The organism is Azonexus sp. GW821-FHT04F04, from assembly GCF_059420025.1.
In genome coordinates, this window is the sequence record NZ_JBWKSX010000004.1 from 46,405 (window position 1) to 67,852 (window position 21,448).

Annotated in this window: 20 protein-coding genes; 11 read left to right on the forward strand and 9 right to left on the reverse strand. The window is 59.5% G+C overall.

Annotation, left to right across the window (positions count from 1 at the left end; all coding sequences use genetic code 11):
- Window positions 1–6 precede the first annotated feature (6 nt).
- Complete coding sequence (locus tag AC07TV_RS09640) at window positions 7–786, forward strand: ferredoxin--NADP reductase (RefSeq protein ID WP_494648179.1); 780 nt, start codon at window positions 7–9, stop codon at window positions 784–786.
- Between the two features lie 156 nt (window positions 787–942).
- Window positions 943–1,404 carry a Dps family protein gene (locus AC07TV_RS09645; RefSeq protein WP_494648180.1) on the forward strand — a complete coding sequence of 154 codons (462 nt, stop codon included), beginning with the start codon at window positions 943–945 and terminating at the stop codon, window positions 1,402–1,404.
- Window positions 1,405–1,546: 142 nt separating this feature from the next.
- Here the strand turns inward: AC07TV_RS09645 and AC07TV_RS09650 are convergent, their stop codons facing one another.
- From AC07TV_RS09650 to pmbA, 3 genes are all read right to left on the reverse strand, one after another.
- Window positions 1,547–2,635, reverse strand: coding sequence for a TRAP transporter substrate-binding protein (locus AC07TV_RS09650; RefSeq protein ID WP_494648181.1), 1,089 nt, complete (start codon window positions 2,633–2,635; stop codon window positions 1,547–1,549).
- 187 nt (window positions 2,636–2,822) lie between these two features.
- Complete coding sequence (locus tag AC07TV_RS09655) at window positions 2,823–3,911, reverse strand: TRAP transporter substrate-binding protein (protein WP_494648182.1); 1,089 nt, start codon at window positions 3,909–3,911, stop codon at window positions 2,823–2,825.
- A 170-nt stretch (window positions 3,912–4,081) separates the two neighbouring features.
- Entirely contained in the window at window positions 4,082–5,425 is a 1,344-nt protein-coding gene (gene pmbA, locus AC07TV_RS09660; protein ID WP_494648183.1) for a metalloprotease PmbA, read from the reverse strand.
- Between the two features lie 67 nt (window positions 5,426–5,492).
- Here pmbA and yjgA point away from each other — a divergent pair, with 67 nt between their 5' ends.
- Complete coding sequence (yjgA, locus tag AC07TV_RS09665; RefSeq protein ID WP_226403740.1) at window positions 5,493–6,032, forward strand: ribosome biogenesis factor YjgA; 540 nt, start codon at window positions 5,493–5,495, stop codon at window positions 6,030–6,032.
- Window positions 6,025–6,615 carry a molybdopterin adenylyltransferase gene (gene mog, locus AC07TV_RS09670; protein ID WP_494648184.1) on the forward strand — a complete coding sequence of 197 codons (591 nt, stop codon included), beginning with the start codon at window positions 6,025–6,027 and terminating at the stop codon, window positions 6,613–6,615. Before yjgA ends, mog begins: the two co-directional genes overlap by 8 nt.
- Here the strand turns inward: mog and AC07TV_RS09675 are convergent, their stop codons facing one another.
- The gene (locus tag AC07TV_RS09675; protein WP_494648185.1) at window positions 6,616–8,163 is read right to left on the reverse strand and encodes a cyclic-di-GMP receptor FimW-related protein; all 1,548 of its coding nucleotides are present in this window, start codon (window positions 8,161–8,163) and stop codon (window positions 6,616–6,618) included.
- A gap of 178 nt (window positions 8,164–8,341) precedes the next feature.
- On the opposite strand from AC07TV_RS09675, the gene AC07TV_RS09680 reads away from it, so the two are divergent.
- From AC07TV_RS09680 to AC07TV_RS09690, 3 genes are read left to right on the forward strand one after another with little or no spacing between them, the layout of a single operon-like run.
- On the forward strand, window positions 8,342–9,136 hold the full coding sequence (locus tag AC07TV_RS09680) for a thymidylate synthase (protein ID WP_494648186.1): 795 nt from the start codon (window positions 8,342–8,344) through the stop codon (window positions 9,134–9,136).
- Window positions 9,137–9,138: 2 nt separating this feature from the next.
- Window positions 9,139–10,740, forward strand: coding sequence for a glucose-6-phosphate isomerase (gene pgi / locus AC07TV_RS09685; protein WP_494648187.1), 1,602 nt, complete (start codon window positions 9,139–9,141; stop codon window positions 10,738–10,740).
- Window positions 10,733–11,209 carry a dihydrofolate reductase gene (locus AC07TV_RS09690; protein WP_494648188.1) on the forward strand — a complete coding sequence of 159 codons (477 nt, stop codon included), beginning with the start codon at window positions 10,733–10,735 and terminating at the stop codon, window positions 11,207–11,209. The genes pgi and AC07TV_RS09690 overlap by 8 nt, the downstream gene beginning before the upstream one ends.
- A 55-nt stretch (window positions 11,210–11,264) precedes the next feature.
- Here the strand turns inward: AC07TV_RS09690 and AC07TV_RS09695 are convergent, their stop codons facing one another.
- From AC07TV_RS09695 to AC07TV_RS09710, 4 genes are all read right to left on the reverse strand, one after another.
- Entirely contained in the window at window positions 11,265–13,493 is a 2,229-nt protein-coding gene (locus tag AC07TV_RS09695; protein WP_494648189.1) for an Orn/Lys/Arg family decarboxylase, read from the reverse strand.
- A gap of 71 nt (window positions 13,494–13,564) precedes the next feature.
- The gene (gene dcd / locus AC07TV_RS09700; protein WP_494648190.1) at window positions 13,565–14,131 is read right to left on the reverse strand and encodes a dCTP deaminase; all 567 of its coding nucleotides are present in this window, start codon (window positions 14,129–14,131) and stop codon (window positions 13,565–13,567) included.
- Window positions 14,132–14,203: 72 nt separating this feature from the next.
- Complete coding sequence (gene apbC, locus AC07TV_RS09705; protein ID WP_494648191.1) at window positions 14,204–15,295, reverse strand: iron-sulfur cluster carrier protein ApbC; 1,092 nt, start codon at window positions 15,293–15,295, stop codon at window positions 14,204–14,206.
- A gap of 77 nt (window positions 15,296–15,372) precedes the next feature.
- Window positions 15,373–16,056, reverse strand: coding sequence for a response regulator transcription factor (locus tag AC07TV_RS09710; RefSeq protein WP_494648192.1), 684 nt, complete (start codon window positions 16,054–16,056; stop codon window positions 15,373–15,375).
- Window positions 16,057–16,253: 197 nt separating this feature from the next.
- Between AC07TV_RS09710 and metG the strand changes: the two genes are divergently transcribed.
- Together metG and AC07TV_RS09720 are read left to right on the forward strand one after the other, a co-directional pair.
- Window positions 16,254–18,344: a methionine--tRNA ligase gene (gene metG / locus AC07TV_RS09715; protein ID WP_494648193.1), complete on the forward strand. Its 2,091-nt coding sequence runs from the start codon at window positions 16,254–16,256 to the stop codon at window positions 18,342–18,344.
- A 415-nt stretch (window positions 18,345–18,759) separates the two neighbouring features.
- Window positions 18,760–19,092, forward strand: coding sequence for a hypothetical protein (locus AC07TV_RS09720; RefSeq protein WP_494648194.1), 333 nt, complete (start codon window positions 18,760–18,762; stop codon window positions 19,090–19,092).
- Here AC07TV_RS09720 and AC07TV_RS09725 read toward each other — a convergent pair.
- Window positions 19,089–19,283 carry a CopG family transcriptional regulator gene (locus tag AC07TV_RS09725; RefSeq protein ID WP_494648195.1) on the reverse strand — a complete coding sequence of 65 codons (195 nt, stop codon included), beginning with the start codon at window positions 19,281–19,283 and terminating at the stop codon, window positions 19,089–19,091. The genes AC07TV_RS09720 and AC07TV_RS09725 overlap by 4 nt on opposite strands.
- A 105-nt stretch (window positions 19,284–19,388) precedes the next feature.
- On the opposite strand from AC07TV_RS09725, the gene AC07TV_RS09730 reads away from it, so the two are divergent.
- Both AC07TV_RS09730 and AC07TV_RS09735 read left to right on the forward strand, forming a co-directional pair.
- Entirely contained in the window at window positions 19,389–21,080 is a 1,692-nt protein-coding gene (locus tag AC07TV_RS09730; RefSeq protein ID WP_494648196.1) for a SulP family inorganic anion transporter, read from the forward strand.
- Window positions 21,081–21,092: 12 nt separating this feature from the next.
- Window positions 21,093–21,431 carry a zinc ribbon domain-containing protein YjdM gene (locus AC07TV_RS09735; RefSeq protein WP_226403726.1) on the forward strand — a complete coding sequence of 113 codons (339 nt, stop codon included), beginning with the start codon at window positions 21,093–21,095 and terminating at the stop codon, window positions 21,429–21,431.
- The last annotated feature ends 17 nt before the right edge of the window (window positions 21,432–21,448 follow it).

A 21,448-nucleotide genomic window follows, 5' to 3' on the forward strand; every position in this document is an offset into this window, starting at 1 on the left:
ATCAGCATGAGCAACCTGGCCACCGAAACCGTCACTTCCGTCCATCACTGGAACGACAGCCTGTTTACCTTCCGGACGACGCGCGACCCCGGCCTGCGCTTCACCAATGGGCAGTTCGTGATGATCGGCCTGGAAGTCGATGGCCGCCCGCTGACCCGCGCCTACAGCATCGCCAGCGCCAACCACGAGGAATATCTCGAGTTCTTCAGCATCAAGGTCCAGGACGGCCCGCTGACTTCCCGCTTGCAGCATCTCAAACCCGGCGACCCATTGCTGGTCAGCAAGAAGCCAACCGGCACCTTGGTTCTGCGCGACCTGAGGCCGGGCAAGCGTCTGTTCATGTTCGCCACCGGCACCGGACTGGCACCGTTCATGAGCCTGATCCACGACCCGGAAACCTACGAGCGTTTCGACAAGGTCATCCTCATCCACGGCGTCCGGTGGACCAATGAATTGGCCTATCACGACTACATCGAGCAGGATTTGAAAGAGCACGAATACTTCGCCGACTGGGTCAAGGAAAAGCTCATTTACTACCCGACCGTGACGCGCGAACCCTTCCGCAACGAGGGACGATTGACTGACCTGATTGAGTCCGGCAAATTCTTTGCCGACATCAACCAGCCGCCGCTCGACCCGGCGACCGACCGCGCCATGATCTGTGGCAGCCCGGCCATGCTCGAAGATACGGCAGCCATGCTCGATGCGCGTGGCTTCGAAGTCGGCAACCATCACACCGGCAAGCTCGGCGATTACGTGATCGAACGCGCCTTTGTTGAAAAATAGGCTTTTTTTTCGGTTGACCGTGAAAAGTGGGCAGGGCTATCGTAAGAATAGTCAGAATGAATTGGCGGCGCGCCGGCAAGAGGCGCATCATTCAATTGTCGCCTGACCAGCAAGCAAGCTGGTTGCCCTCCACCCGATCAACAAAGGGAGAAAATCATGGATATCGGAATCACCAAGAAGGATCGTGAAAAAATCGCCGAAGGCTTGTCCCATCTGCTGGCCGACTCATTTACCCTCTACCTGAAGACCCACAACTTCCACTGGAACGTCACCGGCCCGATGTTCAACACGCTGCACGTGATGTTCATGGACCAATACACCGAACTGTGGAATGCACTGGACCTCATCGCCGAACGCATCCGCGCCCTAGGCGTCGCCGCCCCCGGTACCTATACCGAGTTCGCCAAGCTCACGGTGATCAAGGAAAGCGAAGGCAAGGTCTCGGCCGAGGACATGATCAAGCAACTGGTCGCCGGCCAGGAAGCCGTCACCAAGACCGCCCGCGGCATTTTCGCCATTGTCGACAAAGCCGGCGACGAGCCAACCGCCGACCTGCTCACCCAGCGCATGCAGATTCATGAAAAGAATGCCTGGATGCTGCGTAGCCTGCTCGAATAATCGGCCTCCACGGTCCGCCGGCCTTGCTACGGTCAACCGGAAAAAACAGCAAAATTTGAAATTTTCAATCGGCCAGACGTAAAAAAACCCGCGAAGTTCGCGGGTTTTTTTGCGGCATTTTTCGGGTTGACCGTAAAAACCTCTACTTCCCGGTCTGCAGGAAGCCGTCCATTCGCCGTTCTGCCAGGCTGAACCAGGCCGACTGCGTTCGACGGTACTTGTCGTACTCGGTGAAGATTTTCTTGAACTCCGGGTTCTTGCCGGCTTCATCAGCGTACAGTTCGGTCGCAGCCTTGTAGGTCGCCTTGAGAATGTCCGACGAAAACTCCTTGACCTTGACACCGGCCTGCATGAGTTTGGCCAGTGCCGCCGGATTCTTGTGGTCGTATTCGGCCATCATCGTCACATTGGCCTCGTAGGCCGCGGCCTGGAAGGCTTCCTGATACTCCTTCGGCAGCTTGGCCCATTCGGCCTTGTTCACAAAGAAGTGGATGACCGGACCCGGTTCCCACCAACCCGGGTAGTAGTAATTCTTGGCAACCTTGTAGAAGCCCAGCTTTTCGTCGTCGTACGGACCAACCCATTCGGCTGCGTCGATGGTGCCCTTTTCCAGCGCCGGGTAGATGTCGCCACCGGCGATCTGCTGCGGCACCACGCCGAGTGCGGAGAAGACGGTGCCGCCGAGACCGGCGATGCGCATCTTGATACCCTTGAGGTCAGCCACTGTCTTCACTTCCTTGCGCCACCAGCCGCCCATCTGGGTACCGGTATTGCCGCCGGCGAAGGAGAGGACGTTGTAGTTGCTGTAGAACTCGTCGAGCAGCTTCTGGCCGCCGCCGTAGTAGATCCATGCATTCATCTGGCGGGCAGTCATGCCGAACGGAATCGAGGTGCCGAAGCCGAAGGTCTTGTCCTTGCCGACGTAGTAATACGAACAGGTGTGGCAGCATTCGACGGTGCCTTGCTGCACGGCATCGAGCGCCTGCAGGCCGGGGACGATTTCGCCGCCGGGGAAAACGCGGATGTCGAACTTGCCGCCGGTCATCGCACGCAGGCGATTGGCCAACACTTCGGCACCACCGTAAATTGTATCGAGGCTCTTCGGGAAGCTCGAGGTCAGGCGCCACTTGATGTTGGGCAGAGCCTGGGCGATGGCCGGTGCGGCCAGAGTGGTAGCTGCGCCGGCAACGGCACCGACAGAAGCCTTCTTGAGAAAATCACGACGTTGCATATTGTCTCCTCCAAAAATAGGGATCGTCATTCATGACGATTGCCCATTCTTCACCAAGAGGCCATATTTTGCGAGTAGTGGAAAACCCTAACCTCCCGATACGCGCCGAATCGCCGTGATTTCGCCGTTCACACAATCCAAAAAAAAGGAGCCGAAGCTCCTTTTTTGATTCTATGGCTGGAAACGATCAGCGATGCGCCTGAGAGAACTGATCCATCGGCATTTCAGCGACGGCAAACCAGGCACGCTGGCTCTTTGCATATTTGGCGTATGAATCGTAGATCTTCTTGAAAGCCGGATTCTTGGCCGACTCGTCGGCATAGAGTTGTTGCGCCGACTTGTGAGCAGCCTCCATGATTTCCTTGGAGAAGCTGTGCAGCTTGACGCCGTTTTGCAGCAACTTGGCCAACGCGATCGGATTCTTGTGATCGTATTCGGCGGTCATCGTCACGTTGGCTTCAGCGGCGGCACAAGCGAAGGCGGCCTGGTACTCCTTGGGCAGCTTGTCCCATTCCTTCTTGTTGACGAAGAACTCGAGGCAGGTGCTCGGCTCCCACCAGCCCGGACCGTAGTAATGCTTGGCGACTTTGTAGAAACCCAGCTTCTCGTCATCGTACGGACCGATCCACTCGGCGGCGTCGATTGTGCCCTTTTCCAGCGCCGGGTAGATATCGCCGGCCGCGATCTGCTGCGGCACGAGGCCGAGCGGCGACAGCACGGCGCCACCGAGGCCGCCAATGCGCATCTTGATGCCCTTGAGGTCGGCCACGGTCTTCACTTCCTTGCGCCACCAGCCGCCCATTTGGCAACCGCTGTTGCCGCCAGGGAAGGAGACGCAGTTGTAGCCGGCATAGAACTCGTCGAGCAGTTGCTGGCCGCCGCCCTGGTACATCCAGGCGTTGGTCTGGCGGGCGTTCATGCCGAAAGGAATGGTCGTACCGAAGGCGAAGGTGCGATCCTTGCCGACGTAATAGTAGGAAGCGGTATGGCAGCACTCGACGGTACCCTGCTGCACGGCATCCAGCGCCTGCAGGCCGGGGACGATTTCACCGCCCGGGAAGACGCGGATGTCGAACTTGCCGCCGGTCAGTTCGCGCAGGCGGTTGGCCAGCTGCTCGGCGCCACCGTAAATGGTGTCAAGGCTCTTCGGGAAGCTGGAAGTCAGGCGCCATTTGATACTCGGCAAATCAGCAGCGATCGCCGGTGCGGCGATGGTGGCGGCGGCTCCAGCGGCGGCGCCGATGGAAGCCTTTTTCAGAAAATCACGACGTTGCATCTTGTCTCCTAGACAGTGAATTTTTGAGGTTTATTACAACGGACCCCATTCTAGGAAACTAAGGGAAAAGCGCGATTGGAGAAAACCCGATCAGGAAAATCCCTGATTGCAAACGAAAAATAGCCAGTTAGCATTGAAAAAGCCAGCTAACACGCCCGATGCCAGACAGCTCAGTCGCCGGCCACCGTCATCCGCTCCAGCATGATCGAGCCGGTCTGCTTGCTGCCGCGTACCTGAACGTCATTGCCGACGGCAACGATACCGGCCAGCATGTCCTTGAGATTTCCAGCGATCGTAATTTCCTCGACCGGGTAGGCGATCTTGCCATCCTCGATCCAGAAGCCGGCGGCGCCGCGCGAGTAATCGCCGGTCACATAGTTAATACCATGGCCAAGCAGTTCAGTGACCAGCAGGCCGCGGCCCATCTTGGCCATCAAGCCTTCCAGACCAAGCTCGCCGGATTCGATGATCAGATTGTGGCTGCCACCGGCATTGGCCGTTGTCTGCATGCCCAGCTTGCGCGCCGTGTAGGTGCTCAGAAAATAACCCTGCAGAACGCCATTGCTGACCACGTCACGATCGCGCGTTGCCACACCATCGCTGTCGAAGGAGGCGCTGCCCAGTCCACACTTGATATGCGGGCGTTCGGCGATATTGATGAAGTCGGGCATGATCTTCTTGCCGAGCTGATCGAGCAGGAAAGAGGACTTGCGATACAGCGCCCCGCCGCTGGCGGCATGCACCAGACTGCCGAGCAGGCCGCCGGCCAGCGGCGCCTCGAGGATGATCGGGAATTCACCGGTCTTGACCTTGCGTCCGCCGAGCCGGGCCACAGCGCGTTCAGCTGCGATGCGGCCGACCTGCGCCGCGTCATCCAGACGCCGGGCATCGCGATGCGTCGTGTACCAGTCGTCGCGCTGCATCGCATCCTGCTCGCCGGAAATGACCGAGCACGAAATGTAATGGCGCGAAGTCGGGTAGCCGCCCATGAAGCCAAGGCTGTTGGCCGAGACAAAATGTGCCTGCTGCGTCGAGATTGATGCCCCCTCGGAATTGCTGACCAACGGACTGGCCTCGAAAGCCGCCTGTTCGCAACGACGCGCCGTTTCGATGGCGTCTTCCACGGTTAACGCCCACGGGTGATACAGATCCAGATCAGGCACATCCTTGGCCATCAACGCTGCATCGGCCAGGCCGGCGCAATCGTCCTCAGCCGTGAAGCGGGCGATGTCGAGCGCCGCCTCGACCGTTTCGCGCAGCGCCTGGGCCGAAAAGTCGGAGGTACTGGCGTAACCCTTGCGCTGTCCGGAGTAAATCGTGATGCCGATCCCCTTGTCGCGATTGAACTCGATGGTCTCGACCTCGTTGCAGCGCACCGTCACCGACTGCCCGAAGCCTTCGGACACATCGACCTCACAGGCTGTCGCACCCTTGCTCCTGGCGTGCTTGAGGACATCTTCGGAGAGCTGTTGCAGGGTAGCGTGGGAATAGGAAAATGTGGCAGTTTCGGACATGGAGGCGGCGTCGGAGCGGGAAAGTCGCTATCATAACAGCCCGTTATTGCCAGCACCGGACGCACCCATGCAAGAAGAAGATTTCACCGAAGACACCGGCCGCCCCTCGAAGACAAAAAAGAAAGAGGCGATGCATGAATTGCGCGATCTCGGCGCCGAACTGGTCGAGCTTTCGGTCGGCCAACTGAAGGCGATCAAACTGCCGGAAAACATTTTCGAAGCGGTGCGCGAATGCCAGAAGATCACCGCCCACGGCGCCCATCGCCGCCAGGTGGCCTATCTCGGCAAGCTCATGCGCGGCGTCGACGACGAACCGATCCGCGCCGGTCTGGCCATGCTGCGCGGCGAATCGTCAGCCGAGACGGCCCGCCTGCATCGGCTTGAGCGTTTTCGCAATCGCTTCCTCGAAGACGAAGCCTATCTGGCTGAAATCGCCGCCGTTTGGCCCTCCATCGACCTCCAGCATATGCGCCAGTTGCGCCGCAATGCGCTGAAGGAACAGGAAAACAACAAGCCGCCAAAGAATTTCCGGGCCATTTTCCAGATCCTGCAAGAGCTGGACAAACAAGGCACCCCGCCAGCCGAAGAGGAAGCCGGCGATGAATGAGGAACTGGTCGTCGGCCTCGTCTCGATCAGCGACCGCGCGTCGTCCGGCGTTTATGAAGACAAGGGCATCCCGGCCTTGCAGGAGTGGCTGTCGTCAGCCCTGACCACCCCGTGGCGCGTCGAAACGCGTCTGATCGCCGACGACCGCGAGACAATTGAAAATACGCTGATTTCTCTGGTTGACCGTAGCAAGTGCCATCTGGTCCTGACCACCGGCGGCACCGGCCCGGCCCTGCGCGATGTTACGCCGGAAGCCACGCTGGCCGTCGCCGACAAGGAAATGCCCGGCTTCGGCGAGGAAATGCGGCGGATCAGTCTCAATTTCGTGCCGACCGCCATTTTGTCGCGGCAGGTCGCCGTCATCCGCAAGCAGGCGCTGATCATCAACCTGCCCGGCCAGCCAAAATCGATCAAGGAAACGCTGGAAGGCGTCCGTAACGCCGACGGAACCGTCGCCCACGTCGGCATTTTCGCCGCCGTGCCGTACTGCATCGACCTGATCGGCGGCCCCTACGCCGAAACGAACGAGGCGGTGATCAAGGCTTTCCGGCCCAAATCGGCGATTCGGGCCAAACAGCCGTAATCAGCCAAGGGGGCTCCGGCGGTAACGCGCCAATTCATAGCCCCCCGTCTGCTCGACCAGTGCAATCGGCGTCAGCTGAAAGCGCTTGCCATCCCGGGCGTACTCCATGCTGTCGCGCGGATCGAAAGTCATCGGCGGCAGAATGACCCGAAGCTCGTCGGGCTCGTTGCCATCGAGCAGCATCAAGGCCGGCGTCGACCCAGCGGCCGCCATGTAGATCGAGGAGCCCCGCGGCCGAACCTCGATCGAAAGAGCCTTGGTCGCCAGCGCCTGAATGCCAACGCGGGCGTCCCTTTCGGATAGCCGGTGGTAACGGCGAACCACCCCGAGCAGCCAGTTATCGCCACCTTCGGGCTGCATGGCGAGCAGGGCCCCCACCTTCAGCCATTCGCCGGGAATGCTGTCGAGCAAGGCACCGAAGCCGCCACGGCTGACATTCTCGGCAACCCAGACCTCAGTCGGCAAGCCGGCCGGGCGACCGCCAAACTCATCGGAAAACACCACGAATGCGTTGACCAACCCGTTCAACACCGACATCCGATGCGTCACGCGATGACGGTCATGCAGGCGCTGCGGCGGGATCGGTGACAGGTAATTGGTCAAATGGCGAAACACCGTGACCAGAAGCTTGACCGGATACTGCCCGCCCAGGTTGATCTCGGCCGGCATGTCGCCGCCCCGCTCCAGGGTATCAAGGACCGCTCGCATTGCTTCGTGGGCGGCGCCGGGTTTGAGAAAACGTTGCGTCGGTGCTGCCTGTGCCGGCATGCGGGCCAAGCGTTGCGGCGGCTGGGCCAGCTTGAGATCGACCCAGTAAACGCTGTCAATCTGGGCCTGGGCAGTAAACACGAAACCCGGCAGAAAATGGGCGATCACATGCTCGGCAAGCTCGATGCCAACAGGCAGGAGACTATCGAGCGACGCTGCCTGGAAAATCATGACCTTTTCGTACTCCTGCTGCGGCGAGGTCATGCCACTTCGGCCCGGCAAGGCCACCGCCTTGCTTGCCACCCCCGCCTCCTCGGCGCTCAGCAGGGCACGCCCGAGGCTCTGCCAGGAAGTATCCGGCGAAGGGCCATAGTGGAATTGCTCCCATTTGAGGGCACGCCCGAGCGCGATTATCAGACGAACGCACAAGGTTGGCAGTACCGCCTTCGCCAGATCGCCAGGCCGGGCTTTCTCGCCGATCGACAGCAGGCAACGCTCATAGGCTGCGGCCAGCCGGGTCCAGAACCCATAGTTGATCGACCACAGACGGTTTTCTTCGGATTTCGACAGACGGCTAGTCCCGAAATACTCGCGGGAGAGCCGCTTCAGATGCGGCTGGGCCGTCTCCTCGAACTGCTCGAGCACCTCGTACAAGGTACTGACGGGAAAGTTGCTGACTCCGTCCAGAGACTCCAGCCAGCCGGAAATTTCGTCCAGTGCCTTGAAGGCATTGTCCGTAGGCAATTCGCTCAGGACCCGGCGCAACTCACGCGCATTGGCCAGTGGATGATCTGTTTTCTGGGCAAACAAACCACCCAGATTGGCAACCTTGTTAAGCACTGCTTCTCCTCGAACAATTTCTTTTTTTTCAGTGTAGACCGATATTCCGCCTTCCGCCGCGAGTAATTTCCACCTTCTGAAATATTGCCATTGGATAATCGCAGCCAAGCGTGCAGACGATGATTGTGTCTGCCATGTAAAATAGATCGCTTAATAATAGCCTCGGACAGCCGACTCGATGCAGCCCTACCTTGACCTGATGCGCCACGTTCTCGATAACGGGCACGACAAATCCGACCGCACGGGGACCGGCACGCGCTCGGTCTTTGGCTGGCAGATGCGCTTCGATCTGGCCAAGGGTTTTCCGATGGTGACGACCAAGAAGCTCCATCTGAAATCGATCGTTCACGAGCTGCTGTGGTTCCTGCAGGGCGACACCAACATCGCCTACCTCAAGGAAAACGGCGTTCGCATCTGGGACGAATGGGCTGATGAAAATGGCGACCTCGGCCCGGTTTACGGCAAGCAATGGCGGCGCTGGGAAACCCCGGATGGCCGCCTGATCGACCAGATCACGCAACTGGTCAACAGCCTCAAAAACAATCCCGACTCGCGCCGCCACATCGTTTCGGCATGGAACCCGGGCGACGTGGACAGCATGGCGCTGCCGCCCTGCCACTGCCTGTTCCAGTTTTACGTTGCTGACGGCAAGCTGTCCTGCCAGCTCTACCAGCGCAGCGCCGACATCTTCCTCGGCGTACCCTTCAATATCGCGTCCTACGCCTTGCTGACAATGATGCTGGCGCAGGTCTGCGGTTATCAGCCGGGTGATTTCGTCCATACCTTCGGCGACGCGCACATTTACGCGAACCATTTCGACCAGGCCAAACTTCAGCTTTCGCGCGAAACGCGCCCGCTACCGACGATGTGGATGAATCCCACGGTCAACGACATTTTTGCCTTCAAATTCGAGGATTTCCGCCTCGAAGGCTACGACCCGCATCCGCACATCGCCGCCCAGGTGGCCGTCTGATCATGCAGGTGCCACTGCGTCCAGCCTGGCTCGCGCTGTCCGAACACGCGCGCAGCATCAAGCATCGCCACCTTCGCGAGTTGTTTGCGGCCGACCAGGCCCGCTTTTACCGCTTCTCGGTGCAGGTCGACAATTTCCTGCTCGACTACTCGAAACAGCGACTCGACCAGCACACCATGGGTCTGCTCCGGCAACTGGCCGAGCAGGCCGGCCTGCCGACCTGGATGGAGCGGATGCGTAACGGCGAGCCGATCAACCACACAGAAGGACGCGCCGTTCGCCATGCCGACCTGCGGGCCGGCGACGCCGCTCCGCCCGAAGTCAAAAGCGTGCTGGCCCGCCTGGCCGGTTTCTGCGAACAGATTCACAGCGGCCAATGGCGGGGCTTTTCGGGGGATCGCATCACCCATGTCGTCAATATCGGCATTGGCGGCTCCGACCTAGGCCCGCGCATGGCTGTCCGGGCCCTCGGCGCCTTCCAGCAGCCCGACGTCACGGTGCATTTCGTCTCCAACCTCGACAGCGCCGATCTGGCCAGCACCCTAATCCACCTCAACCCGCGCAGCACGCTGTTCATCGTCGCCAGCAAAACCTTCACGACGCTGGAAACAATGGCCAACGCTCGCACGGCGAGAAACTGGGTGCTAGCCGCCGCAGGTAACGAGCAAGCCATCGCCCGCCATTTCGTCGCGGCATCGACCAATCTGGCCGCCACGGCCGAGTTCGGCATCGCCCCGGAAAACGTCTTCGAATTCTGGGACTGGGTAGGCGGCCGCTTCTCGATGTGGTCGGCTATCGGCCTGCCGATAGCACTGGCCGTCGGTTTCCGCCATTTCGAGCAACTTCTGGCTGGCGCGCACGCCATGGACACGCATTTTTTCAATGCACCCCCCGAAGGCAACCTGCCACTGACGCTGGCGCTGATCGCGCTGTGGAACACCAATTTTCTCCGCGCCCACAGCAACGGCGTCTTCCCCTACAGCCACTCGCTGGCGCTGCTGCCGTCCCATCTACAACAGCTCGAGATGGAGAGCAACGGCAAGCGCGCCAACCGTGACGGGGTGGCTGTCGACTACCCGACCAACCCGATCCTCTGGGGCGAAGCCGGCACCAACGGCCAGCATTCGTTCTTCCAGCTGCTACACCAGGGCAGCGAGCTGGTCGCCTGCGATTTCATTGCGCTGGGCAAATCCGACTTTCCGCTGCCCGGCCACCACAGCGGCCTGCTCGCCAACTGCCTGGCGCAGTCGTCGGCCCTGGCCTTCGGCCAGACCGTCGACGAAGCGCGGGCCGCCGGCATTCCCGAGCATTTGTTGCCCTTCCGCCGCTTCCCGGGCAATCAGCCGTCATCGACGCTGGTTCTGCCCGAACTGACACCTTTCACGCTGGGCCAGCTCATCGCCCTCTACGAGCACAAGGTCTTCTGCCTTGGCGTGCTGTGGAACCTCAATTCTTTCGACCAGTGGGGCGTCGAACTCGGCAAGCAACTGGCCGGCAAGCTCGCCCCGTGCATTCGCGACGAGGCACCAACTGACGGTCTCGACCCGTCGACGCGCGGCCTGATCAACCATTTGCGCCGTTTCCGGAGCGAACCCCATGACTGAAGTCGTCGTCATCGCCGCCGTGGCGAAGAACCGCGTGATCGGCAAGGACAACCAGCTGATCTGGAATATCCCGGAAGACATGGCGCACTTCAAGGCGCTGACTGCCGGCCACACGGTGATCATGGGACGCAAAACCTGGGAATCGCTGCCGCCGCGTTTTCGCCCGCTGCCCGGCCGACGCAACATCGTAATCAGCCGGCAAACCGACTACGCTGCCCCCGGTGCCGAATTGGCCGATTCCCTGGAAAACGCCCTGAAACTGGCGTCGACCGCAGATACCGTTTTCATCATCGGCGGCGAGCAGATTTACGCCCAGGCGATGGCGCTGGCTGACCGCCTGGAAATCACCGAAGTCGACCTCGAACCCGAGGGCGACGCGTGGTTTCCCGAGATTTCCACGGTCAACTGGAAAAAAACGTCAAAAACAGAAGGTGCCGGCCACGCCTTCGTGACCTACCGGAAGCAGTAATTCATCGTCGCAGTGCCGCGTTCAGCTCGCGGCACCGGACAACGCTTCGCCCCTGTCAGCGCACGCAATCCACGTAGTAACGCCCATCGGCGCCCTTGACCAGACCATGGACGTCGGTCTCGAAACCGGGGAAACGCGCATTGAATTCGCGGGCAAACTTCAGGTAGTTGCAGATCGTCGCGTTGAAACGCTCGCCCGGGATCAGCAACGGAATACCCGGCGGGTAAGGCGTCAGCAGCACCGCCGTGACACGACCTTCAAGTTCATCAACCGGGACGCGCTCGATGTCGCGATGCGCCATCTTGGCGAAGGCATCGGCCGGACGCATGGCCGGCACCATGTCCGACAAATACATCTCGGTGGTCAGGCGGGCCACGTCGTTCTGCTTGTAAACGCTGTGGATCTGCGTACACAGGTCGCGCAGGCCGACGCGCTCGTAGCGCGGGTTTTTTTGCACGAACTCGGGCAGCACCTTCCACAGCGGATGGTTCTTGTCGTAATCGTCCTTGAACTGCTGCAAGGCCGTGACCAGCGTGTTCCAGCGGCCCTTGGTGATGCCGATGGTGAACATGATGAAGAAGCTGTACAGGCCGCACTTCTCGACGATAACGCCGTGCTCGGCCAGGTACTTGGTGACGATGGCGGCCGGGATGCCGAATTCGTCGGCGAAATCGCCATCGACGTCGAGGCCCGGGGTGATGATCGTTGCCTTGATCGGGTCGAGCATGTTGAAGCCATCGGCCAGATTGTTGAAACCGTGCCAGCGCTCGCCGGGCTTCAACATCCAGGCGTCGCGCTCCTCGATGCCCTCTTCGGACAAATCGTCCGGCCCCCAGACCTTGAACCACCAGTCGGCGCCCCACTCCTCGTCGACCTTGCGCATGGCGCGGCGGAAATCGAGGGCCTCGGCAATCGATTCCTCGACCAGCGCCGTACCGGCCGGCTCTTCCATCATCGCCGCAGCGACATCGCACGAAGCGATGATCGAATACTGCGGCGAAGTCGAGGTGTGCATCAGATAGGCTTCGTTGAAGATATCGCGGTCGAGCTTCTGGTTCTCGGCATCCTGGACCAGAATCTGCGACGCCTGCGATAAACCGGCCAGCAGCTTGTGCGTCGATTGCGTCGAGAAAATCATCGACTCCTTGCAGCGCGGGCGGTCGGCGCCGATGGCATGGTAATCGCCATAGAAATCGTGGAAAGCGGCGTGCGGCAGCCAGGCTTCGTCGAAGTGCAGGGTATCGATCTTGCCGTCCAGTTCCTGCTTGATGTCCTCGACGTTGTAGAGAATGCCGTCGTAGGTCGACTGGGTAATCGTCAAAACGCGTGGCTTGGCGGTCTTGTCGGTGATGAACGGATTGGCGAAGATCTTCTTCTGGATGTTCTCCCAGAGGAATTCGGACTTCGGAATCGGCCCGATGATACCGAAGTTGTTGCGCGTCGGCATCAGGAAAACGGGGATCGCGCCGGTCATCATGATGGCGTGCAGGATCGACTTGTGACAGTTGCGATCGACGACCACGATGTCGTTCGGAGCCACGGTCGAGTGCCAGACGATTTTGTTCGACGTCGAGGTGCCGTTGGTGACGAAGTACAGATGGTCCGAGTTGAAAATGCGCGCCGCGTTGCGCTCTGAAGCGGCGACCGGCCCGGTGTGATCAAGAAGTTGCCCGAGCTCCTCGACGGCATTACAGACGTCGGCGCGCAGCATGTTTTCGCCGAAGAACTGGTGGAACATCTGGCCGACCGGCGACTTCAGGAAAGCGACACCACCCGAATGCCCGGGGCAATGCCAGGAATACGATCCGTCCGCCGCGTAGTGAACCAGCGCACGGAAGAACGGCGGCGGCAGCGAATCAAGATAGGCGCGAGCTTCGCGCTTGACGTTGCGGGCGATGAATTCCGGCGTGTCCTCGAACATGTGGATGAAGCCGTGCAGCTCACGCAACACGTCGTTCGGAATGTGACGCGAAGTGCGCGTCTCGCCGTGCAGGAAGATCGGGATCTCGGCATTGCGGTTGCGGATTTCCTTGACGAAGGCACGCAGCTCGGCCAGCGTCTCTTCCGGCTCCAGCGCCAGTTCCTCGTCGTCAATCGACAGGATGAAAGCCGAGGCACGGCTCTGCTGCTGGGCAAACGAGGTCAGGTCGCCATAGCTGGTGACGCCCAGCACTTCCAGACCTTCCTTCTCGATGGCGTCGGCCAGCGCCCGGATGCCGAGACCGGACGTATTCTCCGACCGGAAGTCTTCGTCGATGATGATGACAGGGAAGTGGAAGCGCATGTTGAATCCTTAAAATGCGGCGACCCGCCGCAGCGGGTCACAGAATAAGACGATTTCGTTACGGTATCGCGTCAGATTTTAGGGAGGGTGACGCCAACTTGCCCCTGATACTTGCCGCCGCGGTCCTTGTAGGAAGTTTCGCAGACTTCGTCGGACTCGAAGAACAGCACCTGGGCACAACCTTCGCCAGCGTAGATCTTGGCCGGCAGAGGCGTCGTGTTGGAAAACTCCAGGGTGACGTAGCCTTCCCACTCGGGCTCGAAAGGCGTGACGTTCACGATGATGCCGCAACGGGCATAGGTGCTCTTGCCGAGACAAACGGTCAATACCGAGCGCGGAATGCGGAAGTACTCCATCGTGCGGGCCAGCGCGAAAGAGTTAGGCGGAATGATGCAGACATCGGACTCGATCTCGACGAAGGACTTCGGATCAAAGTTCTTCGGATCGACGACTGTCGAGTTGATATTGGTGAACACCTTGAATTCGCGGGCGCAGCGGATATCGTAGCCGTAGCTGGAGGTACCGTAGGAGACAATTTTCTCGCCATTGGCCTCGCGTACAAGCTCGGGTTCGAACGGCTCGATCATGCCGTGCTCAGCCGCCATACGGCGTATCCACTTGTCTGATTTGATGGTCATTTTTTATCGTCCGCGCCACAAAAAGCAAAGGCGGGATTTTACCCGCCTTTGAGTGGGGTTTTGGCAAAAAACTTACGTATTCTGAACCACGATATTCGGGAACTTCGAGGTCATGTCCTTGGCTTTCTCGCCGATCTTGACGGCAACCCGGCGGGCAATGGTGCGATAGATCTCGGCTGTCCGCGAATCCGGCGCGCCGACCACGGTCGGCTTGCCACCATCGGCCATTTCGCGAATCGCCAGCTCCAGCGGCAGACTGCCGAGGAATTCGACGTTGTAATCGGCACACATCTTTTCGCCACCGCCCTCGCCGAAGATATGTTCTTCGTGGCCGCACTTCGAGCAAATGTGGATGCTCATGTTCTCGACGATGCCGATGATCGGGATATTGACTTTCTCGAACATCTTGAGGCCCTTGCGGGCGTCGATCAGCGCAATATCCTGCGGCGTGGTGACAATTACCGCGCCGGTCACCGGCACCTTCTGAGCCAGCGAGAGCTGGATATCGCCGGTACCCGGCGGCATGTCGACGATCAGGTAGTCAATGTCGTGCCAGTTGGTCTGACCGAGCATCTGGTCAAGCGCCTGGGCGACCATCGGGCCGCGCCAGACCATCGGCGTCTCGACATCGACCATGAAGCCGATCGACATCGCCTGCACGCCGTAAGCTTCCAGCGGCTCCATGCTTTGGCCATCCTTCGATTCCGGCTGCCGGCCGGCCAGACCAAGCATTTGCGGCTGCGACGGACCATAAATGTCGGCGTCGAGAATACCCACGCGCGCGCCCTCCTGAGCCAATGCCAGCGCAAGATTTACGGCTGTCGTGCTCTTGCCGACGCCACCCTTGCCGGAAGCGACGGCGATGATGTTCTTGACCCCCGGCAACAGCTTGACGCCAAGCTGCACGGAATGGGCGACGATCTTGCTGAAAACATTGGCGGACACGTTACCGACCCCCGGAAGGGTGCGCACGGCTGCGATCACCTGCTTGCGGATCGGATCAATCTGACTTTTTGCCGGGTAGGCCAGTTCGATATCAAACGACACGTCGTCGCCATCGATTTTCACATTCTTGAGCACCTTGCCGGCGACGAAATCCTTGCCAGTATTGGGGTCGACCGCAGCAGAAAGCGCCGCCCTGACTTGCTGTTCTGTAAGACTCATGGAAACTCCGGTTTTGGGGTGAGCAACGGGCAATACCCGAGTGATTTTGTCCAGTATACCCAAAACCTTGGCAGAAATCAGCCTTGGTGGACGGTATCCAGGCGGTAGCCCTGCCCATAGACTGACGACAACATCAACCCACTCTCGCCGGCCAGCCCGAGTTTTTTGCGCAAACGACTGGCATGGGTATCGACGGTACGCGTATCGACACCGGCATCTCGCGCCCAGACGCTGCTCAGCAACTCATCCCGCGACAGAACGCGGCCGACGTTCTGCAAGAGAATGACTGCCAGTTCGAATTCACGCTGGGTCAGATCGACATCGACCCCGGCCAGCCTGATCCGCCGACCTTCCATGTCGATCTCGATGCTACCAAACTGCACGGTGGCCGGACGCACTTGACGCCGGCGCAACAGGGCATGAATCCGTGCCATGAATTCCATGTAGCGGATAGGCTTCGGAATATAGTCGTCAGCACCGAGACGCAGGATGTCGGAAGCAGCCTCCTCGTCGGTGCGGCCTGTGCAGAAGACAACCGGAACCTCCCAACCGCACTTTTCGCGCACATGGCGGAGCACTTCGTCACCGCCAATGTCAGGCAGGATCCAGTCGATGACAAAGAAATCGAAGCTTCGGGTCTGGAGCGCCTCGACGCAGGATTTCCCGTCCACAAACACTTCAACCTGGTGCCCCTCGCTTTTCAACAGCGCCTTGAGCACTTCAGCCTGGCTTCTACTGTCCTCAACCACCGCAAAAATCATAGATCCTCCCGTTCCGCGCCGAATTCTGCGCCCTTCGTACAACTTCGGCAATCATTCATCGATCATGTTTTACCAATCGAGCACACTGGTTTACGTTCCCTAACAATTGTCGCGGAAAGGTGTCGGCCTGATTTCTGAATCGTCTCCCTGCTTCCTCGCGGTAAAATTGCCCTTTATTTTTCCAGCCTTGCCCATCCATGTCGCGCAAAATACTCGTCACCTCCGCCCTGCCCTACGCCAACGGCGCCATTCACCTCGGCCATCTGGTCGAATATATCCAGACTGATATCTGGGTAAGGTTTCAGAAGATGGCCGGCAACGAATGCTGGTACGTTTGCGCCGACGACACGCACGGCACGCCGATCATGTTGCGCGCCGAAAAGGAAGGCATCACGCCGGAAGCGCTGATCGCTCGAGTCCATGGCGAGCATTCGCGCGACTTTGCCGGCTTCGGTGTCGGCTTCGACAACTTCTACAGCACCAACTCCGACGAAACCCGTGACTGCGCCAACGATATCTACCTCAAGCTGCGCGCCGCCGGCCTGATCGAGACGCGAACGATCGAGCAATACTACGACCCGGTCAAGCAACTGTTCCTGCCCGATCGCTTTATCAAGGGCGAATGCCCGAAGTGCGGCGCCAAGGACCAGTACGGCGACAACTGCGAGTCCTGTGGCGCAGCCTACGCGCCGACTGACCTCAAGGAGCCGTATTCCGCAATCTCTGGCGCCAAGCCGGAACTGCGCAGCTCCGAACATTACTTCTTCAAACTGTCCGACCCGCGCTGCGAGTCTTTCCTGCGCCAATACACCAGTCGCGACAACGGGGTTCTGCAAAACGAAGCCGCCAACAAGATGCAGGAATGGCTGGGCGCTCCCGGCGAGAACAAGCTGACCGACTGGGACATTTCCCGCGACGCCCCCTACTTCGGGTTCGAAATCCCCGATGCGCCGGGCAAATATTTCTACGTCTGGCTTGACGCGCCGATCGGCTATATGGGTTCGTTCAAGAACCTGTGCAGCAAGAACGGTCTGGACTTCAACGAGTACTTCAAACCGGACTCAACGACCGAGCTCTACCACTTCATCGGCAAGGACATCCTCTACTTCCATGCCCTGTTCTGGCCAGCCGAGCTGCAACACGCTGGCTACCGGACGCCGACCAAGATCTTCGCGCACGGCTTTCTCACGGTCGACGGCGCCAAGATGTCGAAATCGCGCGGCACATTCATCACCGCCCAGAGCTACCTCGACACCGGCCTCAACCCGGAATGGCTGCGCTACTACTACGCCGCCAAGCTGTCGGCCAGCATGGAAGACATTGACCTCAACCTTGAGGACTTCGGCGCCCGGGTCAATTCCGACCTGGTCGGCAAGTACGTGAACATTGCCAGCCGCTCGGCCGGCTTCATCACCAAACGCTTCAACGGCCAACTGGCTCCTGCCGCCGCCGAACTGCCGGCCATCAAGGCCATCCAGGAAGCCGCCGGCCGCGTAGCCGAACTCTACGAAGCCCGTGAATTCGGCAAGGCCATGCGCGAAATCATGGCGCTCACCGATGCTGCCAATCAGTACGTCGATAGCGTCAAGCCCTGGGAACTGGCCAAGCAGGAAGGCAAGGAAGTCGAACTGCATGCTGCCTGCACCAATGCGCTCAACCTCTTCCGCCTGCTCACCGTGCTGCTCAAGCCTATCCTGCCGGTGGTCGCTGGCAAGGTTGAGAAGTTCCTCAACATCGCGCCGCTCGACTGGACCGACACGCAAAGCCTGCTTGCCGCCGGCCACGGCATCAATGCCTACGAACACCTCATGACGCGCGTCGATCCGAAACAGATTGAAAAGCTGGTCGAGGCCAACAAGGAATCGCTGGCGCCGACCCAGGAGCAGCAGTCACCGCAGCGCCACGCCGAGCATCAACAAAACGAAGTGAAATCCGAAAGCCCGTGGGAGCCGTTCTGCAACATCGACGATTTCATGAAGGTCGACTTGCGAATCGTCCGCATCGCCAACGCCGAACACGTTGAAGGCGCCGACAAGCTGGTGCGCCTGACCCTCGATGTCGGTAACAACGAAACGCGCAATGTCTTCGCCGGCATCAAGGCCGCTTACGATCCAGCGCTACTGATCGGTCGCCTGACCGTCATGGTAGCCAATCTGGCACCGCGCAAGATGAAATTCGGGTTGTCCGAGGGGATGGTTCTGGCGGCTTCGGATACCGAGGGCAAAACCCCCGGGATTTTCCTTTTGTCACCCGATTCAGGCGCTCAGCCCGGGATGCGAGTGAAATAAATTGACACCGTCCAAAACGGTTGGCGCAGCAAGGAATCGCCTGCTGCGCCGCAGCAAAATTGTGACACAACCTAAGATTTCACTTTAACTTAGCTAGCCAATCTAGCTACACCGTTTAGGCTTTTGGAACTATCCACAAAAACTGTGGATAAGTCTGTGAATGAATCAAGGGGTAAGTCGCTAAGTGACCGTTCCACAAGGATTTTCCTTACCCTGCCCGAAACTTGAGCTGAACAACAACACACTGATTTTAAACGATATTTGATTCACCCGGCTAATCTGGCAAATCTATCACTCAGAAAGAAAAGTGGCGCATCGAAACGCCCCAACTCTGTGCATAAGTCAAGCCTTGACTTTCGCTTTGTCAAGACCATTTGATAAATATCAATAAACCAATCAACTACCGGCCCAGCACATGCTCAATCGAACCAATCGCCCACCCCGCCCGACGCTGACCGGCCCGATCTTTCTCTATGCGCTGGTCGATATGTTTGGCCTGGCCTGCGTCGGCATCGGCGCCAGCTGGTTTGCCGCCGGCAAGGGCGCGATTTTGGCTGATTTTCCGACGTCGACCGTGGAAGCTGTGGCCTGCACTGCCGGTGGCGTTGCTGTCATGCTGTGGGCGGTGGCGCGCATTCTGCGCGAACTGGCCAAGCAGTCGCCGCAAATGCAGGCCAAGTTCGATGCCTATATCAGCGCAAATCACCCGGACAAGGTTCGGAAGGCCCCTGAAAACGAACAGGATTAGTCGGCGACCTTGCCGCTCGGCTTGAGCCACGCCGGCAATTCGCGGTCGCCGGCATTTTCGATAATGTATTGGCGCACCAGGCGACGAACAACCTGGGATGAAGTCAGGTCCTTGGCCGCGCAGATTTCCTCGAAGATTTTCTTTTTCTGAGGATCGATCAGGATAGTCAAACGTGCCGTGCGTTTCTCCATGATTCACTCTTGTTTGATTCGTGTTGCATCATATTAACATGTGATTAACATTGACGATTAACATGGTGCTCATATAATGCTGCGCTTACCCTCCGAGCGTGCGTCATGAAAATCGCCTTCCACCCCAAGCTGCTGGATTGCCTGCCTACTTATAACCGCGCGCAATTCGGCAAGGACATTGCGGCGGGAATCACGGTTGGCGTACTGGCCCTGCCGCTGGCGATGGCTTTTGCCATTGCCTCGGGCTGCTCGCCGACGGCCGGCATCTGGACAGCCATCGTGGCCGGCCTGATCACTTCGGCGCTGGGCGGCTCACGGGTGCAGATCGGTGGCCCGACCGGCGCCTTCATCCCCATTGTTTACGGCATCGTCGCCATCCACGGCTATGCCAACCTGATGGGTGCCACCATTCTGGCCGGCATTTTTCTGCTTGCCATGGGCCTCGCCCGCATGGGGCAATTGATCCGCTTCATTCCGGTTACCGTCGTCATCGGCTTCACCAACGGCATCGCCGTCGTCATCTTCCTTGCCCAGATCAAGGATTTTTTCGGCCTGCAGATCGACAGCCTGCCTGCCGAATTCTTCCACCGAATCAAGACCCTGGCCGCCAACGCCCACACGATCGACCTGCCAACTCTCGGCCTGGCCTCGGCCTGCTTCGCCTTCCTGCTGTCGTACAACTGGCTGGCCCAGCGCATTACCTTCCTGCGCCGCGCCCCCGGCCCCCTCGCCGTGCTCCTGGTCGGCACCCTGGTTTCCTACCTGTTCGACCTGCCAGTACAGACTATCGGTAGCCGGTTTGGTGGCATTCCGCAGGAACTGCCCAACTTCGGGCTTCCCGACCTGTCGATTCACGATTTCGGCAAGCTGATCTCGCCGGCGATTACCATCGCGCTGCTCGGCGCCATCGAGTCGCTGCTCTCGGCCCGCGTTGCCGACAGCCAGATTGACGACCGTCACGACCCCAACCAGGAGCTGGTGGCCCAGGGGCTGGCCAATATCGCTGCGCCGTTGTTCGGCGGCTTTGCGGCGACCGGCGCCATCGCCCGGACCTCGACCAACGTCAAGTCCGGCGGCCGGACGCCAATCGCCGGCATGGTCCACGCCGCCGTGCTGCTCGGCATCGTCCTCGTTGCCGCGCCGCTCGCTTCTTACGTTCCGCTGGCCACGCTGTCGGCCATCGTCATGGTGGTTGCCATCAACATGGGCGAATGGCACCAGTTCGTCGAATTGCGCCGTTACAGCTACAACTACCGGATCATCCTGCTCGCCACCTTCTTGGTAACCGTACTCTTCGATCTGACCATCGCCGTCGAACTGGGCATGGTGCTGGCCAGCCTGTTCTTCATCTACCGGATGTCGGAACTGACCAAGATTGATCGTCTCCCGCTCAGCGAAGAAGCTCAGGAACCGCAGTTCCTCTACCCGGATGGCACGATGCGCGTCGCTGCCTGGCAGCTTTTCGGCTCGCTGTTCTTTGGTGCGGCGAATAAGCTCGAAGAATTGCTCGATCCGCGCGAAGGGCACCCCGAGGTCGTCATTCTCGACATGACGCGGCTGATCCAGCTCGACACCACCGGCCTGGAAGGCCTCGAAAATCTGCGCGACAAATTGGCCAAACGCGGCTGCACCCTGCTCGTCTGCGGCCTCAACTCGCAGCCCGGCTCGCTGCTTTACCGCTCGGGCTTCATCGATCATCTCGGCGACGAAAACGTCCTGACCGACCTGAGCGAAGCCCTCAAGCGCGCCTATATCCTGCTGCCCAATCTGATGGGCGGCTTTGAAGAAGACTACTGAAAAGGAAACTCCATGAGCGGCTTGCCAAACTGTCCGAAGTGCAAATCGGAATACACCTACGAAGACGGCACGAACTACGTCTGCCCGGAATGCGCCCATGAGTGGAGCAAGGATGCCGGCGAAAGCACCGAGCAGGCCCGCGTCTGGAAGGATGCCAACGGCAACGTCCTGCAGGATGGCGACTCGGTTACCGTCATCAAGGATCTCAAGATCAAGGGCTCGTCCTCGGTCGTCAAGGTCGGCACCAAGGTCAAGAACATCCGCCTGATCGATGGCGACCACGACATCGATTGCAAGATCGACGGCATCGGCGCCATGCAGCTCAAGTCGGAGTTCGTCAAGAAGGCCTGATTTTCAGACTTCCACGG